20 protein-coding genes are annotated in these 21,728 nt (G+C 62.4%); 11 read left to right on the top strand and 9 right to left on the bottom strand.

Going from position 1 to position 21,728, the window contains the following annotated elements; translation table 11 throughout:
- Window positions 1–126: 126 nt before the first annotated feature.
- The 9 genes from hisS (at window position 127) to ACGYLD_RS10820 (ending at window position 10,500) form a co-directional block, all read left to right on the top strand.
- Window positions 127–1,623 (top strand): histidine--tRNA ligase, encoded by a 1,497-nt coding sequence (hisS, locus tag ACGYLD_RS10780; protein WP_271692189.1) that lies wholly within the window; start codon window positions 127–129, stop codon window positions 1,621–1,623.
- Window positions 1,623–2,705: an ATP phosphoribosyltransferase regulatory subunit gene (locus ACGYLD_RS10785; protein ID WP_394402521.1), complete on the top strand. Its 1,083-nt coding sequence runs from the start codon at window positions 1,623–1,625 to the stop codon at window positions 2,703–2,705. Before hisS ends, ACGYLD_RS10785 begins: the two co-directional genes overlap by 1 nt.
- Complete coding sequence (hisG, locus tag ACGYLD_RS10790) at window positions 2,702–3,391, top strand: ATP phosphoribosyltransferase (protein WP_067624598.1); 690 nt, start codon at window positions 2,702–2,704, stop codon at window positions 3,389–3,391. The genes ACGYLD_RS10785 and hisG overlap by 4 nt, the downstream gene beginning before the upstream one ends.
- A gap of 212 nt (window positions 3,392–3,603) precedes the next feature.
- Entirely contained in the window at window positions 3,604–4,419 is an 816-nt protein-coding gene (locus ACGYLD_RS10795; protein ID WP_394402523.1) for an ABC transporter ATP-binding protein, read from the top strand.
- A 73-nt stretch (window positions 4,420–4,492) separates the two neighbouring features.
- A complete protein-coding gene (locus tag ACGYLD_RS10800) occupies window positions 4,493–5,497 on the top strand; it encodes a branched-chain amino acid ABC transporter permease (protein ID WP_394402525.1) in 1,005 nt (334 codons plus the stop codon).
- Window positions 5,494–6,564, top strand: a complete 1,071-nt coding sequence (locus tag ACGYLD_RS10805; RefSeq protein ID WP_271692184.1) for a branched-chain amino acid ABC transporter permease — start codon at window positions 5,494–5,496, stop codon at window positions 6,562–6,564. The genes ACGYLD_RS10800 and ACGYLD_RS10805 overlap by 4 nt, the downstream gene beginning before the upstream one ends.
- A gap of 28 nt (window positions 6,565–6,592) precedes the next feature.
- A complete protein-coding gene (locus tag ACGYLD_RS10810) occupies window positions 6,593–7,801 on the top strand; it encodes an ABC transporter substrate-binding protein (RefSeq protein WP_271692183.1) in 1,209 nt (402 codons plus the stop codon).
- A 72-nt stretch (window positions 7,802–7,873) separates the two neighbouring features.
- Entirely contained in the window at window positions 7,874–8,668 is a 795-nt protein-coding gene (locus tag ACGYLD_RS10815; protein ID WP_271692182.1) for an ABC transporter ATP-binding protein, read from the top strand.
- Window positions 8,669–8,679: 11 nt separating this feature from the next.
- Complete coding sequence (locus ACGYLD_RS10820; RefSeq protein WP_271692181.1) at window positions 8,680–10,500, top strand: long-chain fatty acid--CoA ligase; 1,821 nt, start codon at window positions 8,680–8,682, stop codon at window positions 10,498–10,500.
- 3 nt (window positions 10,501–10,503) lie between these two features.
- Here ACGYLD_RS10820 and ACGYLD_RS10825 read toward each other — a convergent pair whose 3' ends face one another.
- Window positions 10,504–10,935 carry a DUF1489 family protein gene (locus tag ACGYLD_RS10825; protein ID WP_271692180.1) on the bottom strand — a complete coding sequence of 144 codons (432 nt, stop codon included), beginning with the start codon at window positions 10,933–10,935 and terminating at the stop codon, window positions 10,504–10,506.
- Window positions 10,936–11,090: 155 nt separating this feature from the next.
- On the opposite strand from ACGYLD_RS10825, the gene ACGYLD_RS10830 reads away from it, so the two are divergent.
- Window positions 11,091–13,373 (top strand): adenosylcobalamin-dependent ribonucleoside-diphosphate reductase, encoded by a 2,283-nt coding sequence (locus ACGYLD_RS10830; protein ID WP_276154091.1) that lies wholly within the window; start codon window positions 11,091–11,093, stop codon window positions 13,371–13,373.
- Between the two features lie 315 nt (window positions 13,374–13,688).
- Window positions 13,689–14,738, top strand: a complete 1,050-nt coding sequence (locus ACGYLD_RS10835; protein ID WP_394402528.1) for an AAA family ATPase — start codon at window positions 13,689–13,691, stop codon at window positions 14,736–14,738.
- A gap of 694 nt (window positions 14,739–15,432) precedes the next feature.
- Here ACGYLD_RS10835 and ACGYLD_RS10840 read toward each other — a convergent pair.
- The 8 genes from ACGYLD_RS10840 to ACGYLD_RS10875 all read right to left on the bottom strand — a co-directional run bounded on the left by ACGYLD_RS10840 (window position 15,433) and on the right by ACGYLD_RS10875 (window position 21,679).
- Entirely contained in the window at window positions 15,433–15,780 is a 348-nt protein-coding gene (locus ACGYLD_RS10840; protein WP_276155386.1) for a RidA family protein, read from the bottom strand.
- Between the two features lie 2 nt (window positions 15,781–15,782).
- Window positions 15,783–16,550 carry an ABC transporter permease gene (locus ACGYLD_RS10845; protein ID WP_173487995.1) on the bottom strand — a complete coding sequence of 256 codons (768 nt, stop codon included), beginning with the start codon at window positions 16,548–16,550 and terminating at the stop codon, window positions 15,783–15,785.
- Between the two features lie 2 nt (window positions 16,551–16,552).
- The gene (locus ACGYLD_RS10850) at window positions 16,553–17,242 is read right to left on the bottom strand and encodes an ABC transporter permease (RefSeq protein ID WP_276155385.1); all 690 of its coding nucleotides are present in this window, start codon (window positions 17,240–17,242) and stop codon (window positions 16,553–16,555) included.
- A gap of 66 nt (window positions 17,243–17,308) precedes the next feature.
- Window positions 17,309–18,100, bottom strand: coding sequence for an ABC transporter substrate-binding protein (locus tag ACGYLD_RS10855; RefSeq protein ID WP_394402531.1), 792 nt, complete (start codon window positions 18,098–18,100; stop codon window positions 17,309–17,311).
- 23 nt (window positions 18,101–18,123) lie between these two features.
- Window positions 18,124–18,894, bottom strand: a complete 771-nt coding sequence (locus tag ACGYLD_RS10860) for an ABC transporter ATP-binding protein (protein ID WP_048531648.1) — start codon at window positions 18,892–18,894, stop codon at window positions 18,124–18,126.
- Complete coding sequence (locus ACGYLD_RS10865; protein WP_276155383.1) at window positions 18,891–20,279, bottom strand: NAD(P)/FAD-dependent oxidoreductase; 1,389 nt, start codon at window positions 20,277–20,279, stop codon at window positions 18,891–18,893. Before ACGYLD_RS10865 ends, ACGYLD_RS10860 begins: the two co-directional genes overlap by 4 nt.
- Window positions 20,272–20,589 (bottom strand): (2Fe-2S)-binding protein, encoded by a 318-nt coding sequence (locus ACGYLD_RS10870; RefSeq protein WP_173487992.1) that lies wholly within the window; start codon window positions 20,587–20,589, stop codon window positions 20,272–20,274. Before ACGYLD_RS10870 ends, ACGYLD_RS10865 begins: the two co-directional genes overlap by 8 nt.
- A complete protein-coding gene (locus ACGYLD_RS10875; RefSeq protein ID WP_173487991.1) occupies window positions 20,555–21,679 on the bottom strand; it encodes an FAD-binding oxidoreductase in 1,125 nt (374 codons plus the stop codon). The genes ACGYLD_RS10870 and ACGYLD_RS10875 overlap by 35 nt, the downstream gene beginning before the upstream one ends.
- Window positions 21,680–21,728 lie beyond the last annotated feature (49 nt).

Below are 21,728 nucleotides of genomic sequence, written 5' to 3' on the forward strand. Positions count from 1 at the left end.
CGCATCCTTTTTGCGCGATCTAGCACGGACCGGCGGCGCGGGACAGGGGCGGGATGCCGCGTTACTTGCTCTTGCGGGGGGCTTGGGCTAGACGCGAGGCCAACTGATGCACCGAGGATCCTTGCCATGGCAAAGCCCAAGAAAACCCCCCGTCCCAAGGCGCAAACCCCGAAAGGGTTCCGCGATTATTTCGGGACCGAGGTGACCCATCGGGCCGAGATGCTGAACAAGATCGCCGCCGTCTATCACCGCTATGGTTTCGACGCGCTGGAAAGCTCGGGCGTGGAGACGGTCGAGGCGCTTGGCAAGTTCCTGCCCGATGTGGACCGCCCGAACGAGGGTGTCTTTGCTTGGCAAGAGGATGCCGAAGGTGACAAGCCCGGTGACTGGCTTGCGCTGCGCTATGACCTGACCGCGCCCTTGGCGCGGGTCTATGCCCAGCACCGCAATGAGTTGCCGATGCCCTATCGGCGCTACGCGATGGGCCCGGTCTGGCGCAACGAGAAGCCCGGGCCGGGGCGGTTCCGGCAGTTCTACCAGTGTGACGCCGATACCGTGGGCGCGCCTTCGGTGGCGGCGGATGCGGAGATCTGCGCGATGCTGGCCGATTGTCTCGAAGAGGTCGGGATCGCACGCGGCGATTATGTGGTGCGCGTCAACAACCGCAAGGTGCTCAACGGCGTGCTCGAAGTGGCCGGGCTTTCGGGCGACGACAAGGAAGCCGAGCGCGGTATCGTGCTGCGCGCCATCGACAAGCTCGACCGGCTGGGGCCGGAGGGCGTGCGCGCGCTTTTGGGTGAAGGGCGCAAGGACGAGAGCGGCGATTTCACCAAAGGTGCAGGGCTGGGCGAGGCGCAGGCCGAAGTCGTGATGGGCTTCATGCAGGCCAAGCGCGAGACCGGGGCCGAGACCGTGGCGCGGCTGCGCGACTTGGTGGCAGGCTCCGAGGTCGGCGTGCAGGGCGTGGATGAGTTGCAACTCATCTCGGACCTGTTGGCAGCGGGCGGCTATGGCCCCGACCGGGTGGAGATCGACCCCTCGGTCGTGCGCGGCCTTGGCTATTACACCGGCCCGGTCTTCGAGGCCGAACTGACCTTCGAGATCAAAGACGAGAAGGGCCGCGCGCGGAACTTCGGCTCGGTCGCCGGCGGCGGACGCTATGACGATCTGGTGAAGCGTTTCACCGGGCAGGAAGTGCCAGCGACCGGCGTCTCCATCGGTGTTGACCGTCTTCTCGCCGCGCTGGCCGCCAAGGGGCGGCTTGAGGCCGAAGCGACAGGCCCCGTCGTCGTTACCGTGATGGACCGCGACCGCATGGCCGATTATCAGGCCATGGTGGCCGAGCTGCGGCAGGCGGGCATCCGGGCGGAGGTTTATCTGGGCAATCCGAAGAACTTCGGCAACCAAATGAAATACGCCGACAAGCGGCAAAGCCCCGTGGTCGTCATCGAAGGCGGTGACGAGAAGGACCGCGGCGTGGTGCAGATCAAGGACATGGTGCTGGGCGCGCAACTGGCGCAAGAGGCCAGCCATGACGAGTGGAAAGAGCGCCCCAACCAATATGAGGTGCCACGCGGCGATCTGATCAAAGCGGTGCGCGATATTTTGGATCGGACAAGCTGATGCCCACACGTTCCGAAACACTGGCGCGCGCGGCCTCCCTGCGCGCGATCTTCGAGGGGCAGGGCGCCGTTCTGGTCGAACCGCCGATCTTGCAACCGGCGGACACGCTGCTGGACCTCTATGGCGAGGATATCCGCGCGCGCGCCTATGTCACCTCGGACGCGCTGCGCGGGGAGCAGATGCTGCGCCCCGATTTCACCGTGCCCGTGGTGCAGATGCATATGGCCCATGGGGCCGAGCCCGCGCGCTATACCTATTCAGGCGAGGTTTTCCGCCGTCAGGAGCACGACCCGAACCGCGCCAATGAGTATATTCAAGTGGGTTTCGAGGTTTTCGACCGCGCCGATCCGGCGGCGGCGGATGCCGAGGTTTTCGCCCTGATCGCCGAGGCGATGCAGGGGCTGCCGGTGCGCCCGGTGACCGGCGACATCGGCGTGCTGATGGCGGCGGTGCAGGGCTTGGGCACATCGCCCGCGCGCAAACAGGCGTTGATGCGTCACATCTGGCGCCCGCGCCGTTTTCGCGCGCTGCTTGACCGTTATGCCGGGCGCAGCCCGGTGCCCGCGGGGCGCAAGGCGCTGCTGGCCGAGGCCGAGGTGACATGCGACGCGCCGATGGTGGGGCTGCGCTCCCGCGCCGAGATCGAAGCCCGCGTCGCGGCCCTGCGCGAGGATGCGCAGACGCCGCCGATCTCCGCGCAGCAGGTCGACCTTTTCGAAGCGCTGTTGGAGGTCAAGGAAACCCTGCCGAACGCGCTGAGCCGCCTGCGCGATCTGGCCGTGGACATGCCCGCCATCGGCGATGCTGTGGCCCGTGTTGCGGCCCGCGCCGATGCGATGCGCACCCGCGGGATCGACACCGACGCGCTGCTCTTTGAGGCCAGCCATGGCCGGTCATCGATGGAATATTACGACGGTTTCGTCTTTGCTTTCCGCGCGGCCTCACGGCCCGATTTGCCCAGCATCGCCACCGGCGGGCGCTATGACGCGCTGACCCGGCGACTGGGGCAGGGCGATGAAATCCCGGCGGTGGGCGGCGTGATGCGCCCCGGCCTGATGCTGGAACTGGAGGCCGGGCAATGACGCTGAAACTGGGTGTGCCGTCCAAGGGGCGGCTGATGGAGAAGACCTTTGAATGGTTCGGCGCGCGGGGCGTCAGCCTGCAACGCACCGGGTCCGACCGCGAATATGCGGGCAAGGTCGAGGGGATCGAGGATGTCTCGCTCGTGCTGCTTTCGGCGGGTGAAATCCCGCGCGAACTCTCGGCGGGGCGGATCCACCTTGGCGTGACTGGCACCGATCTGGTGCAAGAGAAGCTGGCGCTTTGGGATCAGCTGGTCGAGCCGCTGGAAGAGTTGAACTTCGGCCATGCCGACCTGATCATTGCCGTGCCGCAGGCTTGGGTCGATGTCGACACGCTGGATGATCTCGACGCCGCCGCCGCCGCCTTCCGCGCCGAACATGGCTTCCGTCTGCGCATTGCCACCAAGTATCACCGGCTGGTACGGGAATTCCTGCGCACCCATGGCGTGGCCGACTACGCGCTGGTCGACAGCCAAGGCGCGACCGAGGGCACGGTGCTGAACGAGACCGCGGAGGCCATCGCCGATATCACCTCCAGCGGGGAAACCCTGCGCGCCAATCACCTGAAGATCCTCAGCGACGGTTTGATCCTGCAATCGCAGGCGACGCTATGGCGCTCGCGCATGGCGCCCCTGGAGGATCACAGCCGCAAAGCGCTGAAAACCCTGATCGCACAGCTGACCTGACGTAGCGTCACAGCCCCGGGTTTTTCCCTTGCCTTCCATGGCATTGCACCTTCCGAGCCGCTCCCGGCGCGGGGGCGCTTTGCCGCGCGTCTTATCGAAAGACTTGCGAGATGCCGCGCTTCGGATAGGGTGAAAGGGTCAACAGGCCGATACCACAAGCACCGCCAAAAGGGGCAGGGGTCGGGACATAGGGAGGATCCGTCGATGATCGGATGTCACGCGCCCCTTGCGGGGGGCCGCAGCCGTCGCCGCATGGGAGTGAGCGATTGCTGAGGGTTAAAGATTTGCATCTGTCCTTTGGCGGCATCAAGGCGCTGCAGGGGGTGAATTTCGAAGCCAAAGCCGGAGAGATCACCGGGGTGATCGGCCCCAACGGCGCGGGCAAAACCTCACTTTTCAATGCGATTTCAGGGTTTTATAGGCCTGACCGGGGCAGCGTGTCCTTTGAGGGTCAGGATATCACAACGCTCAGCCCCGACAAGCGCGCGGGCCTTGGCCTCGCACGGACTTTTCAGAACATCGCGCTGTTTCGCGGCATGACAGTGCTCGACAATATCAAACTCGGCGGGCACACGCGGCTCAAGACCAATGTCTGGCAGGCGCTGCGCTATTTCGGCGCGGCGCAGAAGGCCGAGCTGGAACTGCGCCGCGAGATCGAGGAGCAGGTGATCGACTTTCTCGAGATCGACCACATCCGCAAATATCCCATCACCATGCTGCCCTATGGTCTGCAAAAGCGGGTCGAACTGGGCCGCGCGCTGGCGATGCGCCCGCGCGTGTTGCTGCTGGACGAGCCGGTGGCCGGTATGAACCGCGAAGAGACCGCCGACATGGCGCGTTTCATCCTCGATGTGCAGGAGCAGTTCGGCACCACGATCCTGCTGGTGGAACATGACATGCATATGGTGATGGACATCTGTAGCCGCATCGTTGTGCTGAACTTCGGCCAGCAGATCGCCAGCGGCACGCCTGAGGAGGTCTCCAACAACCCGGCGGTGATCGAAGCCTATCTGGGGGCCGCGGCATGACGCCGATTTCTTTTAAAGAAATCGGGCCGGAATTTTTGAAAAATTCCGAGGGTAAGGAAAGGGAGGCGCTTTGATGGGGCAGTTCGTGCAATTCGCGATCAACGGGCTGATGGCCGGGGCGATCTACGCGCTGATCGCCGTGGGCATCGTGAGCGTCTACAAGGCCACCAAGGTGGTGAATTTCGCCCATGGCTACCTGATCATGTTCGGGGCCTATTTCTATTTCACCTTCGCCGTGATCGTCCCCGGCCAGCCTTGGGCGCCCGGCTGGCTGGCCTCATGGCAGCCCGGCTGGATGGTCGAGATGCGGGGCGATTTGCCGATGTTCTCACCCGTGGCGGCGGTGCTCGACTGGGTGGCGAACCTGCCGCGCATTCTGCTGGGACTGGCGGGGGCGCTGGTCTGCAACGCGATCCTCGGTCGGGTGATCGAACGCGTGTTGATGCGCCCGCTGATGGGGCAGTCGATCTTTGCCATGATCATGGTGACGGTCGGTCTAATCTCAATCCTGTCGGGCGCGGCGCAGTTGATCTGGACGGCGGATGCCGCAAGCGTGCCCTATATCGCGCCTAACATGCCGATCCGGTTCGAACTGTTCGGCACGATGATTTTCCTCTTCGGTACCGATCTGGTGAATATGGCCGTGGCGCTGCTGCTGTTTGGTGGCATCGTCGCCTTCGTGAAGTTCACCAAGGGCGGCATCGCCATCCGCGCCACCGCCGAGGACCAGTCCACCGCCTATTCCATGGGCATCTGGGTGCCCAAGGTCTTTTCGCGCGCCTGGGTGCTGGCCAGCACCACCGGCGCCATCGCGGGCGCGATCCTCGCCACGCGTAACGGCATCTCGCCGAGCCTCGGGCTTTTTGGCTTCTCGGTTCTGGCGATCGTGCTGATGGGCGGGCTGGATAGCTACGTGGGCGTGCTGATCGCGGCGATGGTGGTGGGCGTGCTGGAGGCGATGACCCAGTGGCAGATGGGCGGCGGCTGGGCCGAGATCGTGCCTTACGTCACCGTGCTGGTGGTGCTGATCTGGCGCCCGCACGGGCTGATGGGGCAAAAGGAGGTCGAGCGGATATGATCAACGCCAATCTGAAGTCCAGCTATGCCGCCGACGAGCGGGTGCTGAACAACCGCTACAAACAGGCCTTCGTCTACGGCTCGATCCTCGCGCTTGTGCTGTTCACGCTGTTCGGCAACGACTACCTCATTCTGATCGCGAGCCAGATGGGCATCCTGCTGATCGCCGTGGTGGGGATCAACATCCTCACGGGCTATACCGGTCTGGTGTCGCTGGGCCATGGCGCCTTCGTCGCCATCGGCGCCTATGCGGTGACGATCTTCGGCAACCTCGGGGCGGGGGTGATCCCGGCGGGGCTGATGCCCTTTGTCTCGGTGCCCTTGGCTGTAGCGCTGGCGGCAGCCGTGGGCGTGCTGGTCGGCCTGCCGAGCCTGCGGGTCAAGGGGCTTTACCTCGCCGTGGCGACGCTGGCGGCGAATTTCATCGTGATCTTTCTAATCGAGGAAGACCTCTTCGCGCCATGGACCGGCGGCATGGTTGGGCTTAACACCAATGTGCCCAACCTGCTGGGATGGGAGCTCGACACCAAGCGCGAGATGTTCGGGCTGATCGCCGTGGTGGGGCTGATCTCGCTGCTGGCGGCGCAGAACCTCATCCGCACCCGGGTGGGGCGCGCCTTCATCGCGATCCGCGACCGGGACTATTCCGCCGAGATCCTCGGCATCTCGCTTCTGCGCTACAAGTTGATGAGCTTTGCTCTCTCGGCGGCCTACTGTGGCCTCGCCGGGGCGCTTTTCGCCTATTTCTACGCCCGTATCCTGCCCGAGCAGTTCGAACTGGCGCTCTCGCTCAACCTCGTGGCGGCGCTGATCATCGGGGGCATGGGGCGCACGATGGGGCCGGTCTTCGGCGTTATCATCGTCGTCATGGTGCCCGAGGTGATCAAGGTGCTCTTCGGCGCGCTCGCCGGGGACAGCGCCGGGGCGGGGCAGCTGCGCGCGCCCCTTCAGCAGATCGCCTTCGGCGTCCTGCTGGTGTTGTTCCTGCTCAAGGAGCCCCTGGGCATCAACCAGATCGTCGACCGCATCCTGCGCGCCACAAACCGTTGGCCGTTTGCGCGCGGGTAATCAAAAGGCCACATCAGGGAGAAGACAGATGACCATGAACCGCCGATCCTTCCTCGCCACCACGGCTGCCGCGACGGCGGCCATCGGCACGCCGATGATCCTGCGCGCCCAGCCCAAGGAATACGTGCTCGGCGCCTCGCTGCCGCTCACCGGGCCCTTCGCCACGGCGGGGCAACTCGTCGCGCCCGCCTTCGCTATGGCCGCGAAACTGTTTAACGATGAGGGCGGCGTGGCGGGCGTGCCCATTCGCTTCGTCACCGAGGATTCCGGCTATGTGCCGCAGAACGCGCTCAATAACTACCAGCGCGCGCTGGCCTCGGAAGGCAAGAACATGATTGGCTATTTCGCCGACAGCACCGGCGCGATGAAGCTGATCGCGCCCGAGTTGAAGGGCGAGAATGCGCGGATCATGGGCTCCACGTCCTTCGCCTCGGAACTGGCCGACCCGGCGACCCACCCCTACCAGTATCTCTCGGGGCCGACCTATCAGAGCCAGTTCGACATCCTGCTGCAGAACATCAAGAACGAGGGCGGGCAGAAGGTGGCCTTCATCTTCTCCAACACCGAGTTCGGGCGCGATCCGATCGAACACGGCCGCAAGACCGCCGAGGAGCTTGGCCTCGAGGTCGTGCTGGAGGAAAGCACCAAGGCCGAGGGCGCGGACATTCCCACCCATGTCACCAAGCTGGCGCAATCCGGCGCGGATCACTGCATCCTGCAGGGCTATGTCACCGGCGTCTGGCCGCAGCTCATCGGCGGCGCGCGGCAATTTGGCCTGCCGGTCAAGTTCAAGGGCACCTTCTGGGGTATGGAGAAGCTCATCGCCGACCGCATCACCGCCGAGGCCGGGCCCTTCCTTGCGGGCTACGAAGGCGTCATGCCTTACCGCTATTTCTACGACCGCGAAGACGCGCCGCGCTACCAGCAGTACGCCGAACTCAGCAAGCAAATGTTCGCGGGCACGCCTCTGGAGAACTACATGTCGACTTGGGCGATCCAGACCATGTGCGGGCTGGAAATCGCCATGAAGGCCTTCCGCGACACCGCCGAGGCCGGGCTGGAACTGACGCCGGACAATATCGCCGAGAAGCTCTCGGGCATCTCAAACTGGGATTCGGGCGGCTTCTTTGGCGGGCCGGTGAGCATGGAGAACAACGCCATCGGGACCGGCCGTGTCTATGGCTACAACCCCGAGGACGGGCTGTTCACGCCGAAATCGGACTGGTTCACGGTGTAAACGAAGGAGGTTCGGGGGCGCTGCCCCCGGACCCCCGAAGTATTTTTTGGCCAAAAAGAGAGAGGGCCCGCGGTGCTGACCATCGAGAACATCGAAGTGACGTATCACCACACGGTGCAGGCGCTGCGCGGGCTGTCGCTTGAGGTGCCGGACGGCAAGATCGTCACGCTTTTGGGCACCAATGGCGCGGGCAAGACCACGACGCTGAAGGCGGCGAGCAACCTGCTGGCGCTTGAGAACGGCGAGGTCGGCGAGGGGCGGATTTCCTTCAAGGGGCAGTCGATCATGTCGATCCAGCCGGACCGATTGGTGCAGCAGGGGTTGTTCCACGTGCGCGAGGGGCGGCGGATCTTCAGCGAGATGACGGTGGAGGACAATCTGATCGCCGCCTCATACGCATTGGACCGGCGGCAGGCGAAACCCGATTACGACAAGGTCTATGCGTTTTTCCCGCGGCTGAAGGAGCGGCGGCGGCAGATCGCGGGCTATCTTTCAGGCGGTGAGCAGCAGATGCTGGCCTTTGGCCGGGCGATGATTGCGCGGCCCGAGTTGATCCTGATGGACGAGCCGTCGCTCGGCCTTGCCCCCAAGGTGGTGGCTGAGATTTTCGACACGATCAAGCGGCTGAACCAAGAGGACGGCACCGCGATCCTGCTGGTGGAGCAGAACGCGGGCGTGGCGTTTTCGGTCGCCGACTACGGCTACATCATGGAAAGCGGCCAGATCGTGATGGAGGGCGATGTCGAAAAACTGCGCGGCGACAAGGACATCCAGTCTTTCTACCTCGGCATGGGCGAAGAGGGCGGTGCGCGGCAGTCCTTCCGTGACGTGAAACACTACAAGCGCCGCAAACGCTGGCTCAGCTAAGGAGGCCCGAGATGGCATTCGACGAGTTCAAGGGCGATTTCGCGCCGCTGGTGCGCATGGTGCACAACCATGCCCAGAACCGCCCCACGGGCGTGGCCATGCGGCAAAAGGAATTCGGCATCTGGAACGAGATCACCTGGGCCGGGCTGCAGGAGATCATGCAGGCCGCCGCCGCGGGGCTTGTCGATCTGGGTCTGAAGGCGGGCGATCATGTCGGCATCCTGAGCGAGAACCGCAGCGAATGGGTGCAGGCGCAGTTCGGCATCAACGCGGCGGCGGGCGTGGTCGTGGGCATGTATCCCACCAGCCCGGCGGCGGAACTGGAGCATCTGATCAACGCCTCGGACAGCACGGTGCTCTTCATCGAGGATCAGGAACAGCTCGACAAGATCAAGGAGTTGGGTGACCGGGTGCCGCAGCTGCGGCAGTTGGTGATCTTCAACCCCAAGGGCACGCGGGGCGAGGATCTGCTGGGGCTGATCAGTTTCGACGACCTGCTTGAGCGGGGCCGGGCGCGGCTATCGGGTCTCGCCGACGACCTGCGGGCGCGGCAAGCGGGGATCGAGCCCGACGACACGGCGATGATGGTCTTTACCTCGGGCTCCACCGGCCTGCCCAAGGCGGCGGAGATTTCCTATGGCAACATCCACGCGGGCGTGGGTGTGGCGCGGGATGTTTTCGGGGACTACCCGCCCGGGACGGATGTGCTGAGCTACCTGCCGTTGTGCCACATCGCGGAACAGGCGGTGACGGTGATCAACGGATTGGCGCAGCAATTCGTGATGAACTTCGGCGAGAGCCTTCGGACCATCACGCTCGACCTGCGGGAGATCGCGCCGCAGGTCTTCTTCGGCGTGCCGCGGATCTGGGAGAAGATGCAGGCGGGCGTCCTGGTGCAGGCGCAGACCGCAGGTAAGATCAAGGGGCCGATGACGCTGATGGCGCTGAAGGGCGCGCAGCGGCGCGGCATGATCCGACGCGACAAATGGAGCGCCGGGGACCGGTTAGCCCACGCCTTTTGGGACGCGCTGATCTACCGTCATATCCGCAGCTATCTCGGCCTCGGTCGGACCAGTTTCGCGATCTCCGCCGCCGCGCCGATCAGCGCCGAGCTCTTAGGTTTCATGCGCGGCATCGGCGTGAATATCCGCGAGGCTTGGGGCATGTCCGAAACCTCGGGCGTGGGCACGATCCAGCGCTCATGGGGCCAATGCGACGGGCGCATCGGCTTTCCGGTCAGCGGGGTGCGCACCAAGATCGCTGAGGATGGCGAGGTGCTGTTCTCGGGCGGGACCATCTTCAAGGGCTATTACAAGAACCCCAAGGCCACCGCCGAGACGCTCCGTGACGGCTGGCTGCACACCGGCGACGTGGGCCGCGAGGAAGCCGACGGTTCGATCACGCTGATCGACCGCAAGAAGGACATCATGATCAACGCGGCGGGCAAGAACCTCGCGCCTGCGCATATCGAGAATGTCATCAAGGCCAGCCCCTTCATCAAGGAGGTGGTCGCCGTGGCCGACAAGCGGCCCTATGTGACAGCACTGGTGCAGATCGACATGGACACGGTCCGGCTCTGGGCCGAGGGGCAGGGGATCGCCTATACCACTTTCCGCTCGCTGGCCGAGCACCCCAAGGTGCAGGAATTGATCGACGCGGAGGTGGCCAAGCAAAACCGCGATTTGGCGCGGGTCGAGCAGGTCAAGAAGGTCTGGCTGATGCGCAAGGAGCTTGACCACGACGACGGCGAGGTGACCGCGACGATGAAGGTGCGCCGGGCCAAGGTCTACGAACTCTATGGGGATCAGATCGAGGGGCTCTACGCCGACTGAAGCTCAGAGCACGCCGATCTCGGCCAGTGCGCGGTTTAATTCCACGGGCAGTTCCGCCTCGGCCTCGCGGCCCTCGGGCAGGTCGGGCGGCGCGTCCTCGGGCTTGAGGTAGCGCCAGCCTTGGAAGGCCCGGCGCAGGCTGTTCTGGGTGCGGATGATCTCGGGGTCGAGCACGATGGCGCAGCGGCGGATGCCGTCGGCGCGGGTGACCTCTTCCAGCCGGACGATGCGCTGGCGGGCTTGGATCACGCCCTTGATGACCCAGTAGATCGAGCCGCCGTTGAGAATTTCGGCCTCGCGCTTGGGCCACATGCGGGTCACATGGCGCGGCAGCCCGTCATGCGTGCGCACGTCCTTGCGCGCCTGCCATTTGGCAAGGCTTTCGACGCCTTCGGTGCCGACCGAAAGCTTTATTAGGTTCGTTTTACCGGTCACATCGCCCCCCAGCGATTCCTTTGGTCCACGCCATATAAGGTAGTTGGATTTCAATCACATGCAAATTCTTGTATGATGGAGGGTAATTTTCCGGTTTTCTCTCAGGCGGAGCCTAGTTAATAAGAGCCCCTGCCACTGACCTCAGGAGTTACCCCATGTCCCGCTTTACCGCCCCGATCGCCGAACAAATCTGGGATATGAAATACCGTTTTAAAGGGGCCGATGGCACCCCGAAGGACGTCACGGTGGAGGACACATGGCGCCGCATCGCCCGCGACCTCGCGCAGGTCGAATCGAAGGCGGACGTTTGGGAAGACAAGTTTTTCAACGCGCTGGAGGATTTCAAATACCTCCCCGCGGGCCGCATCACCGCAGGCGCCGGCACCGCGCGCCGCGTGACGCTGTTCAACTGCTTCGTCATGGGCACCGTGCCCGACAGCATGTCCGGCATCTTCGACATGCTGAAAGAGGCCGCGCTGACCATGCAGCAGGGCGGGGGAATCGGCTATGACTTCTCCACCATCCGCCCGCGCGGCGCGGATGTGCTGGGCGTCTCGGCGGATGCCTCCGGCCCGCTGTCCTTCATGGACGTCTGGGACGCCATGTGCCGCACCATCATGTCCGCAGGCTCGCGCCGCGGCGCGATGATGGCGACCATGCGTTGCGACCATCCGGATGTGGAGGATTTCATCGCCGCCAAGTCCGACCCCGCGCGCCTGCGCATGTTCAACATGTCCGTGCTGGTCACCGACCCCTTCATGGAGGCCGTGAAGGCCGACGGGTCTTGGGACCTCGTCTTTGGCGACAAGGTCTACAAGACCGTGCAGGCGCGCGATCTGTGGAACAAGATCATGCAGGCGACCTATGATTACGCCGAGCCGGGCGTGATCTTCATCGACCGCATCAACGCCGCGAACAACCTGAACTATTGCGAGACCATCGCCGCCACCAACCCCTGTGGTGAGCAGCCGCTGCCGCCCTATGGCGCCTGCCTTCTGGGCTCGATCAACCTTGCCCGTCTGGTTGCCCAGCCTTTCGAGGACGACGCCCATCTCGACCAAAACGCGATGAGCGAGTTGGTCGCCACCGCCGTTCGCATGATGGACAATGTGGTCGATGTGTCGAACTTCCCGCTGCCCGAACAGGCTGCCGAGGCGCAGAACAAGCGCCGCATCGGTCTGGGTGTCACCGGCCTTGCCGATGCGCTGTTGATGGTCGGCCTGCGCTATGGCTCTGATGAGGCGGCGGCGCAGACCGAGGCATGGCTCAAAGCCATCGCCCGCGCCTCCTATCTGGCGAGCGTGGACCTGGCGAAAGAGAAGGGGGCCTTCCCGCTGTTCGATGCTGAGAAATTCCTCGCCTCCGGCACCATGCAGCAGATGGACGATGACGTGCGCGAAGCGATCCGCGAACACGGTATCCGCAACGCGCTTTTGACCTCCATCGCGCCGACCGGGACGATCAGCCTCTACGCGGGCAACGTGTCTTCGGGGATCGAGCCGGTCTTTGCCTATGCCTACACCCGCAAGGTGCTGCAAAAAGACGGCAGCCGGACCGAGGAAGAGGTCGTCGACTACGCCGTGCAGATGTGGCGCGAGCTGAAGGGCGATGCACCGCTGCCCGACTATTTCGTCAACGCCCAGACCCTGCCGCCCGCCGATCACGTCAAGATGCAGGCCGCAGCGCAGAAGTGGATCGACAGTTCGATCTCCAAGACCATCAACTGCCCCGAGGACATCTCTTTTGATGCCTTTAAGGACGTCTACATGCAGGCGTGGGACACAGGCTGCAAAGGCTGCACCACCTATCGCCCCAACGACGTGACCGGTTCGGTTCTGAGCGTCTCTTCCGAGAAGAGCGACAAGGCCCCCGCCGACAGCCCTGATCAGGTCAGCGAAGGCGGCGAGATCGTCTATATGTCCGACCCGCTGGACCGCCCCGCCGAGTTGGAGGGCAACACCTACAAGGTCAAATGGCCCGATAGCGAGCACGCGCTCTACATCACCATCAACGACATCGTGCTGAACGGCCATCGTCGCCCCTTTGAGGTCTTCATCAACTCCAAGAACATGGAGCATTTCGCCTGGACCGTGGCGCTGACGCGCATGGTCTCGGCCGTGTTCCGCCGCGGCGGCGACGTGTCCTTCGTGGTGGAAGAGCTGAAAGCCGTCTTCGACCCGCGCGGCGGGGCTTGGATGCAGGGTAAATACATCCCCTCGATCCTCGCGGCCATCGGCGGCGTGATCGAGCGCCACATGATCGCCACCGGCTTCATCGCTGGCGAGGGCATGGGTCTGAAGACCGACCCGCAGGCGAAGGTCGTCGGCCTCGACGCCCCGCGCGGCAAATCCTGCCCGTCTTGCGGTCAGTTCGACATGCGGATGGTCGAGGGCTGCATGACCTGCGGGAGCTGCGGGCATAGTAAGTGTAGTGGTTAGATGGCTTAGTCCAGTTGCTGATGGAATGACAGGCAATTCAGAGCCATTTTGACCGAATTGCCTTCCACTTTCTCACACTATTTCTTCCACTCCTAGCTAACCTACTGAAATTTATAATGTCTTGAAATGCCGGCCCGAGAGGGTCGGCATCTTTTGTTGATGCATCGCATCTTGGGTGCCGTGGTTGACGTGGATGAGTTTATGTTCTCATAACGTTCTCAGAGATCCGGATCTTCTCGTTTAACCCAAGGCAGCCCATCGCTGTCGAATGTTGGTCGCTGACTTATCGGCGAACCGACCTAGAGAGGACATCAAATGCCCCGTATCAGATTTGCCGGTGTCAGATTCCCTGATCCCGATGCTCCGTCAGTTTTTGACATCGAAGCCCGCCTAAAACGTCACCTGATCAATTTGCGGAAGAAGAGAGGCAAACTCGAAGGAGACGATCATGTTTCTGATCGAGATCGGATAAATATCCGACGGAAGGTAGTCGCCTACAAAGATGCGGTTTTTCGTAGATCCGGCATGGATCATCTAACCGACAAAGACCGTCAGAGGTTGGAAGTATTCCGCCACGGCGTAGAGCTTATTTCAGTCGAAACCGAACACCGTGCAGACGAAATTGCTTCCGCCATCCATTCCGAAATGCCTTGGATGGCAGCTGCAACAGAGACGATTTGGCAGGATATGCGCGCCTCGGTGCGCAACGGTGATCTAGCACCGCGTTTGAGACCTCTGCTCTTAGTGGGGCCACCCGGTATTGGGAAAACCTATTGGGCTCGGTCGTTAGCGCAGCATCTGATGGTGCCGACGTCCGTTATTGAAGCTACCGCTGAACCCGCTTCATTCTCAGTCACTGGGTCCCAGCGTGGTTGGGGATCCGCCGGGCCGGGAAAGCCTTTGGAATCCATCATAGCCAGCGGTGTCGCGAACCCTGTCATTGTCGTCGATGAGGTTGAGAAGGCTGGTACGGTCGAGTCGCTGCGAGGGCAGCGGTTTGATTTATCCGAAGGCCTCTTGCCATTTCTGGAGCGCTCTACCGCCGTGCAATGGCCGTGCCCATATTTCCGCGTCTCCTTTGATATGTCCTGGATTACATGGATCATGACTGCAAACAGCGTGGAGGGGTTGCCAGCACCGTTTCTCAGCCGCTGTCCGCCTTTAAAGTTCCCGTCGCTTTCAGTGAAGCATCTGCTTGGATTTGCGGATCGGTTGGGCGCCGAACGAGACCTACCTGCCGAAGCTGTTGATGCTGTGAAGGAGGTTATCGAGGCGATCAGAGCTCCGCATCTTATAAGCCTACGATCAGTTGCAAGAATGGTGGATTCTGTCGAACAGGCGATCAACCGGCCTCCATTACATTGAGTGCTGGCAGAAACCTCATTCGCTACAACACCCAGCTCAAATCAATCTTTCTAAAGGAGGTGCTTTATGCACTATACTGTTCACCACGGGTTGCACTCGCGAACCCAAGCTTCACCCTTCAATCCAACTGGAACTGAACCATTTCCTTGTAAGGCTGTTAAGGCATCGTCGCGCCACGTTGCGAAAGCTACTAAAGGTATTCTGGCTTCCTGTGGGCAACACCAAGCCTCCTACTTGGTGGCGGGTGCCCGATCAGCACCTCACAGGAGTCTGAGGCTCGGATCGGGAAGATTGAAGGCCACGTCAGGATCAGCGTATAGTCGTTCGGAAAATCTTAGGCTAGGCATGAACGACCACGATGTCCGGAGCCGAGTTGCTGGCGGGCCGCCTCCGCGGCTGAAGCTTCACGCTAAGCACTCGGTGCTGCGAAAGATATCAACTGCCCTTCGGGTCCGAATTGAATTGAGCATGGATGAATTTGGACCGTACATCGTCATCGGCGATGTGACACCAGCCGAAATTCTAATCATTGCGCAGATATTTGAGGATTGAGTATGAACTTTGCCGAAGTGAACGGCGGAAAGCGGTCGTTCGCTGCGACCGCAAGTTCGCTCTTTGGCAATTAGTCAAGTATCAGTTTGTTTAGATATAGGCTCTTAGTGCAGCACGTGGCGTATGTCACAATGCAAACTTGTCATGACTCAATCACCGCGGCGGTGACGATTATCTCGACCCTAAGGTCTGCATCGGCCAGCTTGGCTTCGCCGCATGCGCGCGCCGGGGCAGATCCTCGTGGCACCCAAGCATCCCAAACGGCGTTCATTTCGTCGAAGTCAGCCATGTCGGCCAGCCAGACGATCGCCTGCAATATATGCTCACGCGAAGAACCTGCTTCGCGGAGCAACCTATCGACGCGGCCAAGGCAATCTTCGGTCTGCTCGGCAACGGTGGCACCATCGCCGACCTGTCCGCAGAGATAGACGACCCCATTGTGCTTGACGATTCTACTCATGCGCTGATTGGTCTGGTGGCGTTCGATCATGGTCATATTCTTTCAGCTGTAGGAAGGGCGACCGCATCGGATGAAGCAGTCGTCGCGCGGCGGGTTAGATGGCGCAGATAGCGGCGTTCGATGCTGCGGAAGATCCATGTGATGCAAAGAACGATCAGGAAATAAAGCACAGCGGCGGTGATGAAGCCTTCGTAGGCGAGATAATAGCGCCCGTTAAGCCAGCGCCCGACGCCGAGGATGTCTTGAAGCGTGATCGTGCTGGCAATGACCGATCCGTGCAGCATGAAGATGACCTCGTTTGAATAAGCCGGGATCGCGCGGCGAAAGGCCGAGGGCAGAATGATACGACGCATGCGCGAACGATAGGAATGCCCCGTGGCGATGGCTGCCTCGACCTCGCCCTTGGGCGTATCTGCGATGGCGCCGCGCAGTAGCTCGGTCGTGTAAGCAGCAGTGTTGAGCGTGAAGGCGATGAGTGCGCACCACCAAGCCGACGACAGGATGGGGTCCCAGAGAAAGCTCTGGCGGATCACCTCGAACTGCCCGACGCCGTAGTATATGAGATAGGTCTGCACCAGAAGCGGCGTGCCTCTGAATACATAGGTGTAACCTTGGACGAGCGGGTTAAGGACCGCATGCCCTGAAGCGCGGGCAATCGCCATAGGGATCGACAACAGTCCACCCAGCACAAGCGACAAGAAGGTCAGATTGAGCGTCACCCAGACGCCATAGAGGAAGCGGTCGAAGTTAGCAGCAATGAGGGCAACATCGAGTGGAATATAGGTCAGCACAGTTTCCATGATCACGCCCTCACCACGCCACGGTTGTAATGACGCTCCAGCGCGCGCAGAGCTAAATCGGAGACGCCGGTCAGCAGCAGATAGATAACAAAGGCCGCCGCCATGAAGGTGAAAAGCTGGCCGGTCGAGCGGCCGGCGGTGAAGGCATTGTAAACCAGATCCTGAAGCCCGATGACCGACACCAGCGCCGTGGTCTTGAGCTGCACCAACCAGTTGTTGGTGAAGCCCGGCAGTGCAAAGCGGATCATCTGGGGCCAGATGATATGGCGAAAAATCAGCGATCTGCGCATTCCGCAGCTGATCCCCGCCTCGATCTGGCCACGGGGAATGGCCATGATGGCGCCGCGAAACGTTTCGGTGAAATAGGCGCCGAAGATCACCCCGATGGTGCCCGCACCAGCCGCGAACTGGCTGACCTCCACATAGCCCCAAATCCCGGTTGCCGCGCCGAGATTGTTAAGGGTCACCTGTCCGCCGAAGAACACCAGCAAGATCAGCACCAGATCGGGCACGCCGCGCACGACGGTCGTATAGGCGCCGGCCAGCCGCTGCGCCGCGCGATTGGATGAGAGTTTTGCCCAAGCGCCCAGCAGGCCGAAGATCAGCGCGATCACCAGCGATGTCAACGCCAGCTTGATGGTCATGATCGTGCCGTCGATCAATTGGTCTTGGTAGTCCAAGAGCAGGTTCATCGCGTGTCCTCCGTTGGATCATCAGGGCGGCGCTCTGCCGCCCCAAAGCAAAGCTTGTTCTTCAGGTCATTGCCCTTCAGGGCGACCGCCGTAGATGTCGAAGGGGAAGTATTTGTCGTTTATCTCGGCATAGGTGCCGTTCTCGCGGAGCGCAGTGATGGCCTCGCTGAAGTCTTCACGCAGCTTATCCTCACCCTTGCGCACGGCGATGCCAACGCCTTCACCGTAGCAGTCGACATCGGTGTGATCGCCGCCGAGAAAGGCGTAGTCCGAGCCTTCATCGGAACTCAGGAAGCTTTCCTGCGCGATAAGACTGTCGGACAGCTGTGCATCCACCCGGCCAAGCGCCAAGTCACGAAACACTTCGTCCTGAGAGCCATAGAGCACGATCTCGGCCTCGGGGAACATCTTCTCGGCGTAGCACTGGTGAGTGGCACCGCGCTGGACACCGATGCGCTTGCCGGCCAGTCCATCGGGAGTGCCTTCGAAACCGGCATCCTTCGGGGCAACCAGTCGCGCCGGGGTCTGGTAGTATTTTTCGGAGAAATCGATCTGGCGCTTGCGCTCTTCGGTGATCGACATGGAGGCGACGATGGCATCAAACTTGCGCGCCTTCAGGGCCGGGATCATGCCGTCCCACTCCTGCTCGACCAGCTCGCATTCGCGCTGCATTTCGACGCAGAGCGCTTTGGCAATGTCGATGTCAAAGCCCACCAGCGTGCCATCGGACTCTTTGGAGGAGAACGGAGGGTAGGCCCCCTCGACGCCGATGCGCAGCGTGTCTTGGGCGGCAAGCGGTAAGGCGATGGCGGCCAGTGCGGCGGCCGCGACGGTGCTCAGGATGGTTCTACGAAACATGGTTTGGTCCTCTCTGTGGTTGGTCAGTTCATGCGTGACAAGAACGCTTGAAACTCGGGGGTTTGCGGGTTGGAAAACAGCTCTGCCGGCGGACCCGCTTCGCAGACCTCGCCCTGATGCAGGAACACGGTTCGAGTGGAGACATCGCGGGCAAAGCCCATCTCATGGGTCACCACAAGCATGGTGCGGCCTTCTTCGGCCAGATCCCGCATGACGCCCAAGACCTCGCCAACCAGTTCGGGGTCCAGGGCCGAGGTCGGCTCGTCGAATAACATCACGTCGGGGTCCATCGCCAGCGCCCGGGCGATCGCCACCCGTTGCTGCTGGCCACCGGAAAGATGCGCCGGGTAGTAGTCCGCCCGGTCAGACAGACCTACCTTTGCAAGCAGGGCCTCGGCTTTCCCGCGCGCCTCGGTTTTCGAGATACCTTGAACGTAAAGCGGGCCCTCCATGATGTTGTCCATTACGGTCATATGCGACCAGAGATTGAAGCCCTGAAATACCATCGCCAAACGGGCGCGCATGCCCTCGACCTGCCGCAGGTCTGCCGGGACGATCTCGCCCCGGCGGTTCTTCGTCATGCGCATCTGTTCGCCGCGCAGCCAGACCTCACCGGAATTCGGGGTCTCAAGCAGGTTAATGCAGCGTAGGAACGTGCTCTTTCCTGAACCAGAGGCACCGAGGATCGCGATGACCTCGCCTTTCTGTGCCTCGAGCGAGATACCCTTAATGACCTCGTGGGAGCCGAAGCTCTTGTGCAAATCCTTGATTTTCAGGGCGGCGGGAGCGCTCATGCCGGGTCCTCCTTGATGGGTGAAAGTGCGGCCATTTCGCCCAAGGCGATCGGCTTGATCGGGCTGCGCGCGCGCGGCGGCGTGATCGGGTGGTTGCCCTTCGCTTCGACGCTCAGGAGACCGCGTAGGGTGGCGTCGCACATGCGGCCCTGACAGGGCCCCATGCCGCAACGCAAAGAGGTCTTGATCTGCCGGTGCCCGTGAGGACCTTCGCCTATCGCCTGACGGACAGCGCCGGCGGAAACCTCCTCGCAGCGGCAAACAATCGTGTCGTCTGCCGGGGCGAGGATCTCTGCCGGGGGAGCATAGGCGGCATCAAGAAACGGGCGGATGGCTCGGGCGCGGAACAGGGCGGCTCGCGGGCTCGCCGCACGCTGGTCGCGCGCATCGGCGTCGCATTTGCCAAGCTGACGCAGGATGTTCAGCGCCGTCAGTTCACCCGCCGCCGCGGCGGCTTCCGCCCCTCCGATTCCGGCGCCGTCGCCTGCGGTATGCAGACCGGGTTGATTGGTGGCGCCCCAGCGGTCGCATTCGGGTTGGTAGGCGCCCTGATCCTTGTTCCAGCTGTGCGAAATACCCGCCGCCCGCGTGATATGCGTTCCCGGCACCACCCCTTGGTGGGTCAGCAGCAGGCCGCAGATGAGAGATTGTGCCTCTCCCGCGGCGCGGAAGGAAAAGCGGATATCACCGCTCCTCTCCGCAGTAGCTCGGAAGTCCGAAGCAGCCGTATAGCGCGGCACGCCCGCCCGGCGGATCTTCGCGATCAGGCCCAGTCCCTTCAGCAGGGTCGCCGCCCCGAACATCGCCCGGGGCAAATGCCGCATCGCGCCGAGGAGTCCGCGGGTGGTCTGTGTTTCGACAAGCGCCTGCGGCGCGCAGCCGGCGTCAATCATCTGTGCCGCGACGAGGTAGAGCAACGGTCCCGAGCCTGCGAGCACGGCATTTTGGGGGAGCATGCCGGCGGTTTTCATCAAGATCTGTGCTGCACCAGCGGGCATGACGCCCGGAAGCGTCCAGCCCGGAAAGGGCACCGGACGTTCCTGCGCGCCGGTCGCAAGTAGCACATGAGCCGCCGAGGATGTCTGGCTCGCCCCGCCGCGCGACCACGTAACCCGCGGCCCCTTGTCCACCTTCCAAACGGTCGCGCCTGACAGCAACTTGATGTTCGGATGTTCAAGCGCCTCAACAAGGCCCGCCCCCTGCGCATAGGCCGTGCCGAGCCAACTACGGCGGCCCTGGTTCTGCGCGACGTGGCGGTAAATTTGCCCGCCGGCCTGCGGCTGTTCATCCAGCATCAGCACCCGAAGTCCGCTGCGCGCCGCCACAGCGGCCGCTGACATGCCCGCCGGTCCGGCCCCGATGACGATGAGGTCCACATCAGTCATGTTGGCCGCCGTTCAGGCTGCGCAGACCCAACTGGCGCCGCACTACCATCCCTTCGCGCACCGGCGTCATGCATGCCTGGGTATTAGGCGTGCCATTAACGTTCACGAGGCAGTCGAAACAGATGCCCATCATGCAAAACGCCGTGCGCGGCGCGCCCTGTGCGGTTTGCCGCGTCCAATCTCCCGAATGCGCCAACAGCGCTGCCGCCAGCGTCACACCGGCGGGGGCCGTGACCGGCAGATCGTCAAGGTAAAATTGCACGCAGTCTCCCGTGTCAGGCAGCGTGCGAAAGCGCGAAGCGACGCTCATCGAAAGCCTCCATATCAGGGGTGGGAGATGTGTTCAGAATCCATTCGGCAAGGACGCTGGCGTGCAGAGGTGCGAGCGTGACACCGCTGTGACAGGTCACAAGAAAGGCGCCAGGGTGCGCCGCAGACTTGGCATAGACGGGGTAGCCGTCAGGAGACATTACCCGCAGCGCGCCCCAAGCGCGGACGACCCGCACGCCTTCAAGCGCGGGGAACACGGTCACCGCATGGCGCGCGAGGCCTGCCATGACGTCAAGGCTCTCGCTGTCGTCCATCCCTGTTTCCGCCTTGGTGCCACCGATCTGGATACCACCTTCGTCGACCTGACGGATGGTGCTGGAAAGGAACGGCAACCGATCACCAAGTTTTTCGGTAATCAGGAGCTCGCCACGTTGCGGCCTTACCTGAGTCTCAAACCCGAGCCCCCTGGCCAAAGCGGTTGAGCCAAGTCCGGCGCAGAGCACAACAATCTCGGCCCCAAGGGATTGACCATTCGCCAAGGTAAGCAAGAAGCCACCGTCCGGCTGTGGCGTGATCGTGGAAACTGTCGCGCCCATGGTCACGCATCCGCCCAAGACATGCACGGAACAGCGGAGGGCCCGAAGAAAGCGAAGCGGGTTCACATGTCCGTCACGGGGCGAAAAACTCGCTCCGACGACTTTCGGCCCGATGCCCCCCAATTGACTGCGCAGGTCATCTCCGGTCAGAATTTCAAAGCTGGCACGGTCGTTTAGGTGGGCGGCTTGCTGTTCAAGCTGCGCTGCAAAACCGGCCATCTCGGCTGAATCGGTAAAGAACTCATACCCACCCGACTGATCCAAAGCCACATCAATGCCCGAAAGCTCCTTCAGCTGGCGCGCAAAACCCGGCCAGGCGGCCAGCGCATCCATCGTCCAGTTCGCATAGGGCGCGAAATTCCAGCCCTTGCCCTGTCCCCAGATAAGCCCGAAGTTCCCTTGCGAAGCCCGCGCGTCCCCGTCAGCACCGTCCAGCACCCGCACTCGCCTTCCGGCCGAAAGCAGACCGAGCGCGACAGATAGGCCGACAAGGCCGCCGCCGACGATTGTGATTTCAGGGTCGCTGTGCTGCATGTGATTCCTCCGAGTCCAAGATCGCAGGGTTGATCACATAAGAATAATC

The sequence above is a fragment of the Sulfitobacter sp. 1A12056 genome, assembly GCF_043558125.1.
GTDB lineage: Bacteria > Pseudomonadota > Alphaproteobacteria > Rhodobacterales > Rhodobacteraceae > Sulfitobacter > Sulfitobacter faviae.

Bases quoted from the DNA above. Each gene is read 5' to 3' on its own strand.
- hisS (WP_271692189.1), top strand. From the start codon at position 127: ATGGCAAAGCCCAAGAAAACCCCCCGTCCCAAGGCGCAAACCCCGAAA.
- ACGYLD_RS10785 (WP_394402521.1), top strand. From the start codon at position 1,623: ATGCCCACACGTTCCGAAACACTGGCGCGCGCGGCCTCCCTGCGCGCG.
- hisG (WP_067624598.1), top strand. From the start codon at position 2,702: ATGACGCTGAAACTGGGTGTGCCGTCCAAGGGGCGGCTGATGGAGAAG.
- ACGYLD_RS10795 (WP_394402523.1), top strand. From the start codon at position 3,604: ATGTCACGCGCCCCTTGCGGGGGGCCGCAGCCGTCGCCGCATGGGAGT.
- ACGYLD_RS10800 (WP_394402525.1), top strand. From the start codon at position 4,493: ATGGGGCAGTTCGTGCAATTCGCGATCAACGGGCTGATGGCCGGGGCG.
- ACGYLD_RS10805 (WP_271692184.1), top strand. From the start codon at position 5,494: ATGATCAACGCCAATCTGAAGTCCAGCTATGCCGCCGACGAGCGGGTG.
- ACGYLD_RS10810 (WP_271692183.1), top strand. From the start codon at position 6,593: ATGACCATGAACCGCCGATCCTTCCTCGCCACCACGGCTGCCGCGACG.
- ACGYLD_RS10820 (WP_271692181.1), top strand. From the start codon at position 8,680: ATGGCATTCGACGAGTTCAAGGGCGATTTCGCGCCGCTGGTGCGCATG.
- ACGYLD_RS10830 (WP_276154091.1), top strand. From the start codon at position 11,091: ATGTCCCGCTTTACCGCCCCGATCGCCGAACAAATCTGGGATATGAAA.
- ACGYLD_RS10835 (WP_394402528.1), top strand. From the start codon at position 13,689: ATGCCCCGTATCAGATTTGCCGGTGTCAGATTCCCTGATCCCGATGCT.
- ACGYLD_RS10840 (WP_276155386.1), bottom strand. From the start codon at position 15,780: ATGATCGAACGCCACCAGACCAATCAGCGCATGAGTAGAATCGTCAAG.
- ACGYLD_RS10845 (WP_173487995.1), bottom strand. From the start codon at position 16,550: ATGGAAACTGTGCTGACCTATATTCCACTCGATGTTGCCCTCATTGCT.
- ACGYLD_RS10850 (WP_276155385.1), bottom strand. From the start codon at position 17,242: ATGAACCTGCTCTTGGACTACCAAGACCAATTGATCGACGGCACGATC.
- ACGYLD_RS10855 (WP_394402531.1), bottom strand. From the start codon at position 18,100: ATGTTTCGTAGAACCATCCTGAGCACCGTCGCGGCCGCCGCACTGGCC.
- ACGYLD_RS10860 (WP_048531648.1), bottom strand. From the start codon at position 18,894: ATGAGCGCTCCCGCCGCCCTGAAAATCAAGGATTTGCACAAGAGCTTC.
- ACGYLD_RS10865 (WP_276155383.1), bottom strand. From the start codon at position 20,279: ATGACTGATGTGGACCTCATCGTCATCGGGGCCGGACCGGCGGGCATG.
- ACGYLD_RS10870 (WP_173487992.1), bottom strand. From the start codon at position 20,589: ATGAGCGTCGCTTCGCGCTTTCGCACGCTGCCTGACACGGGAGACTGC.
- ACGYLD_RS10875 (WP_173487991.1), bottom strand. From the start codon at position 21,679: ATGCAGCACAGCGACCCTGAAATCACAATCGTCGGCGGCGGCCTTGTC.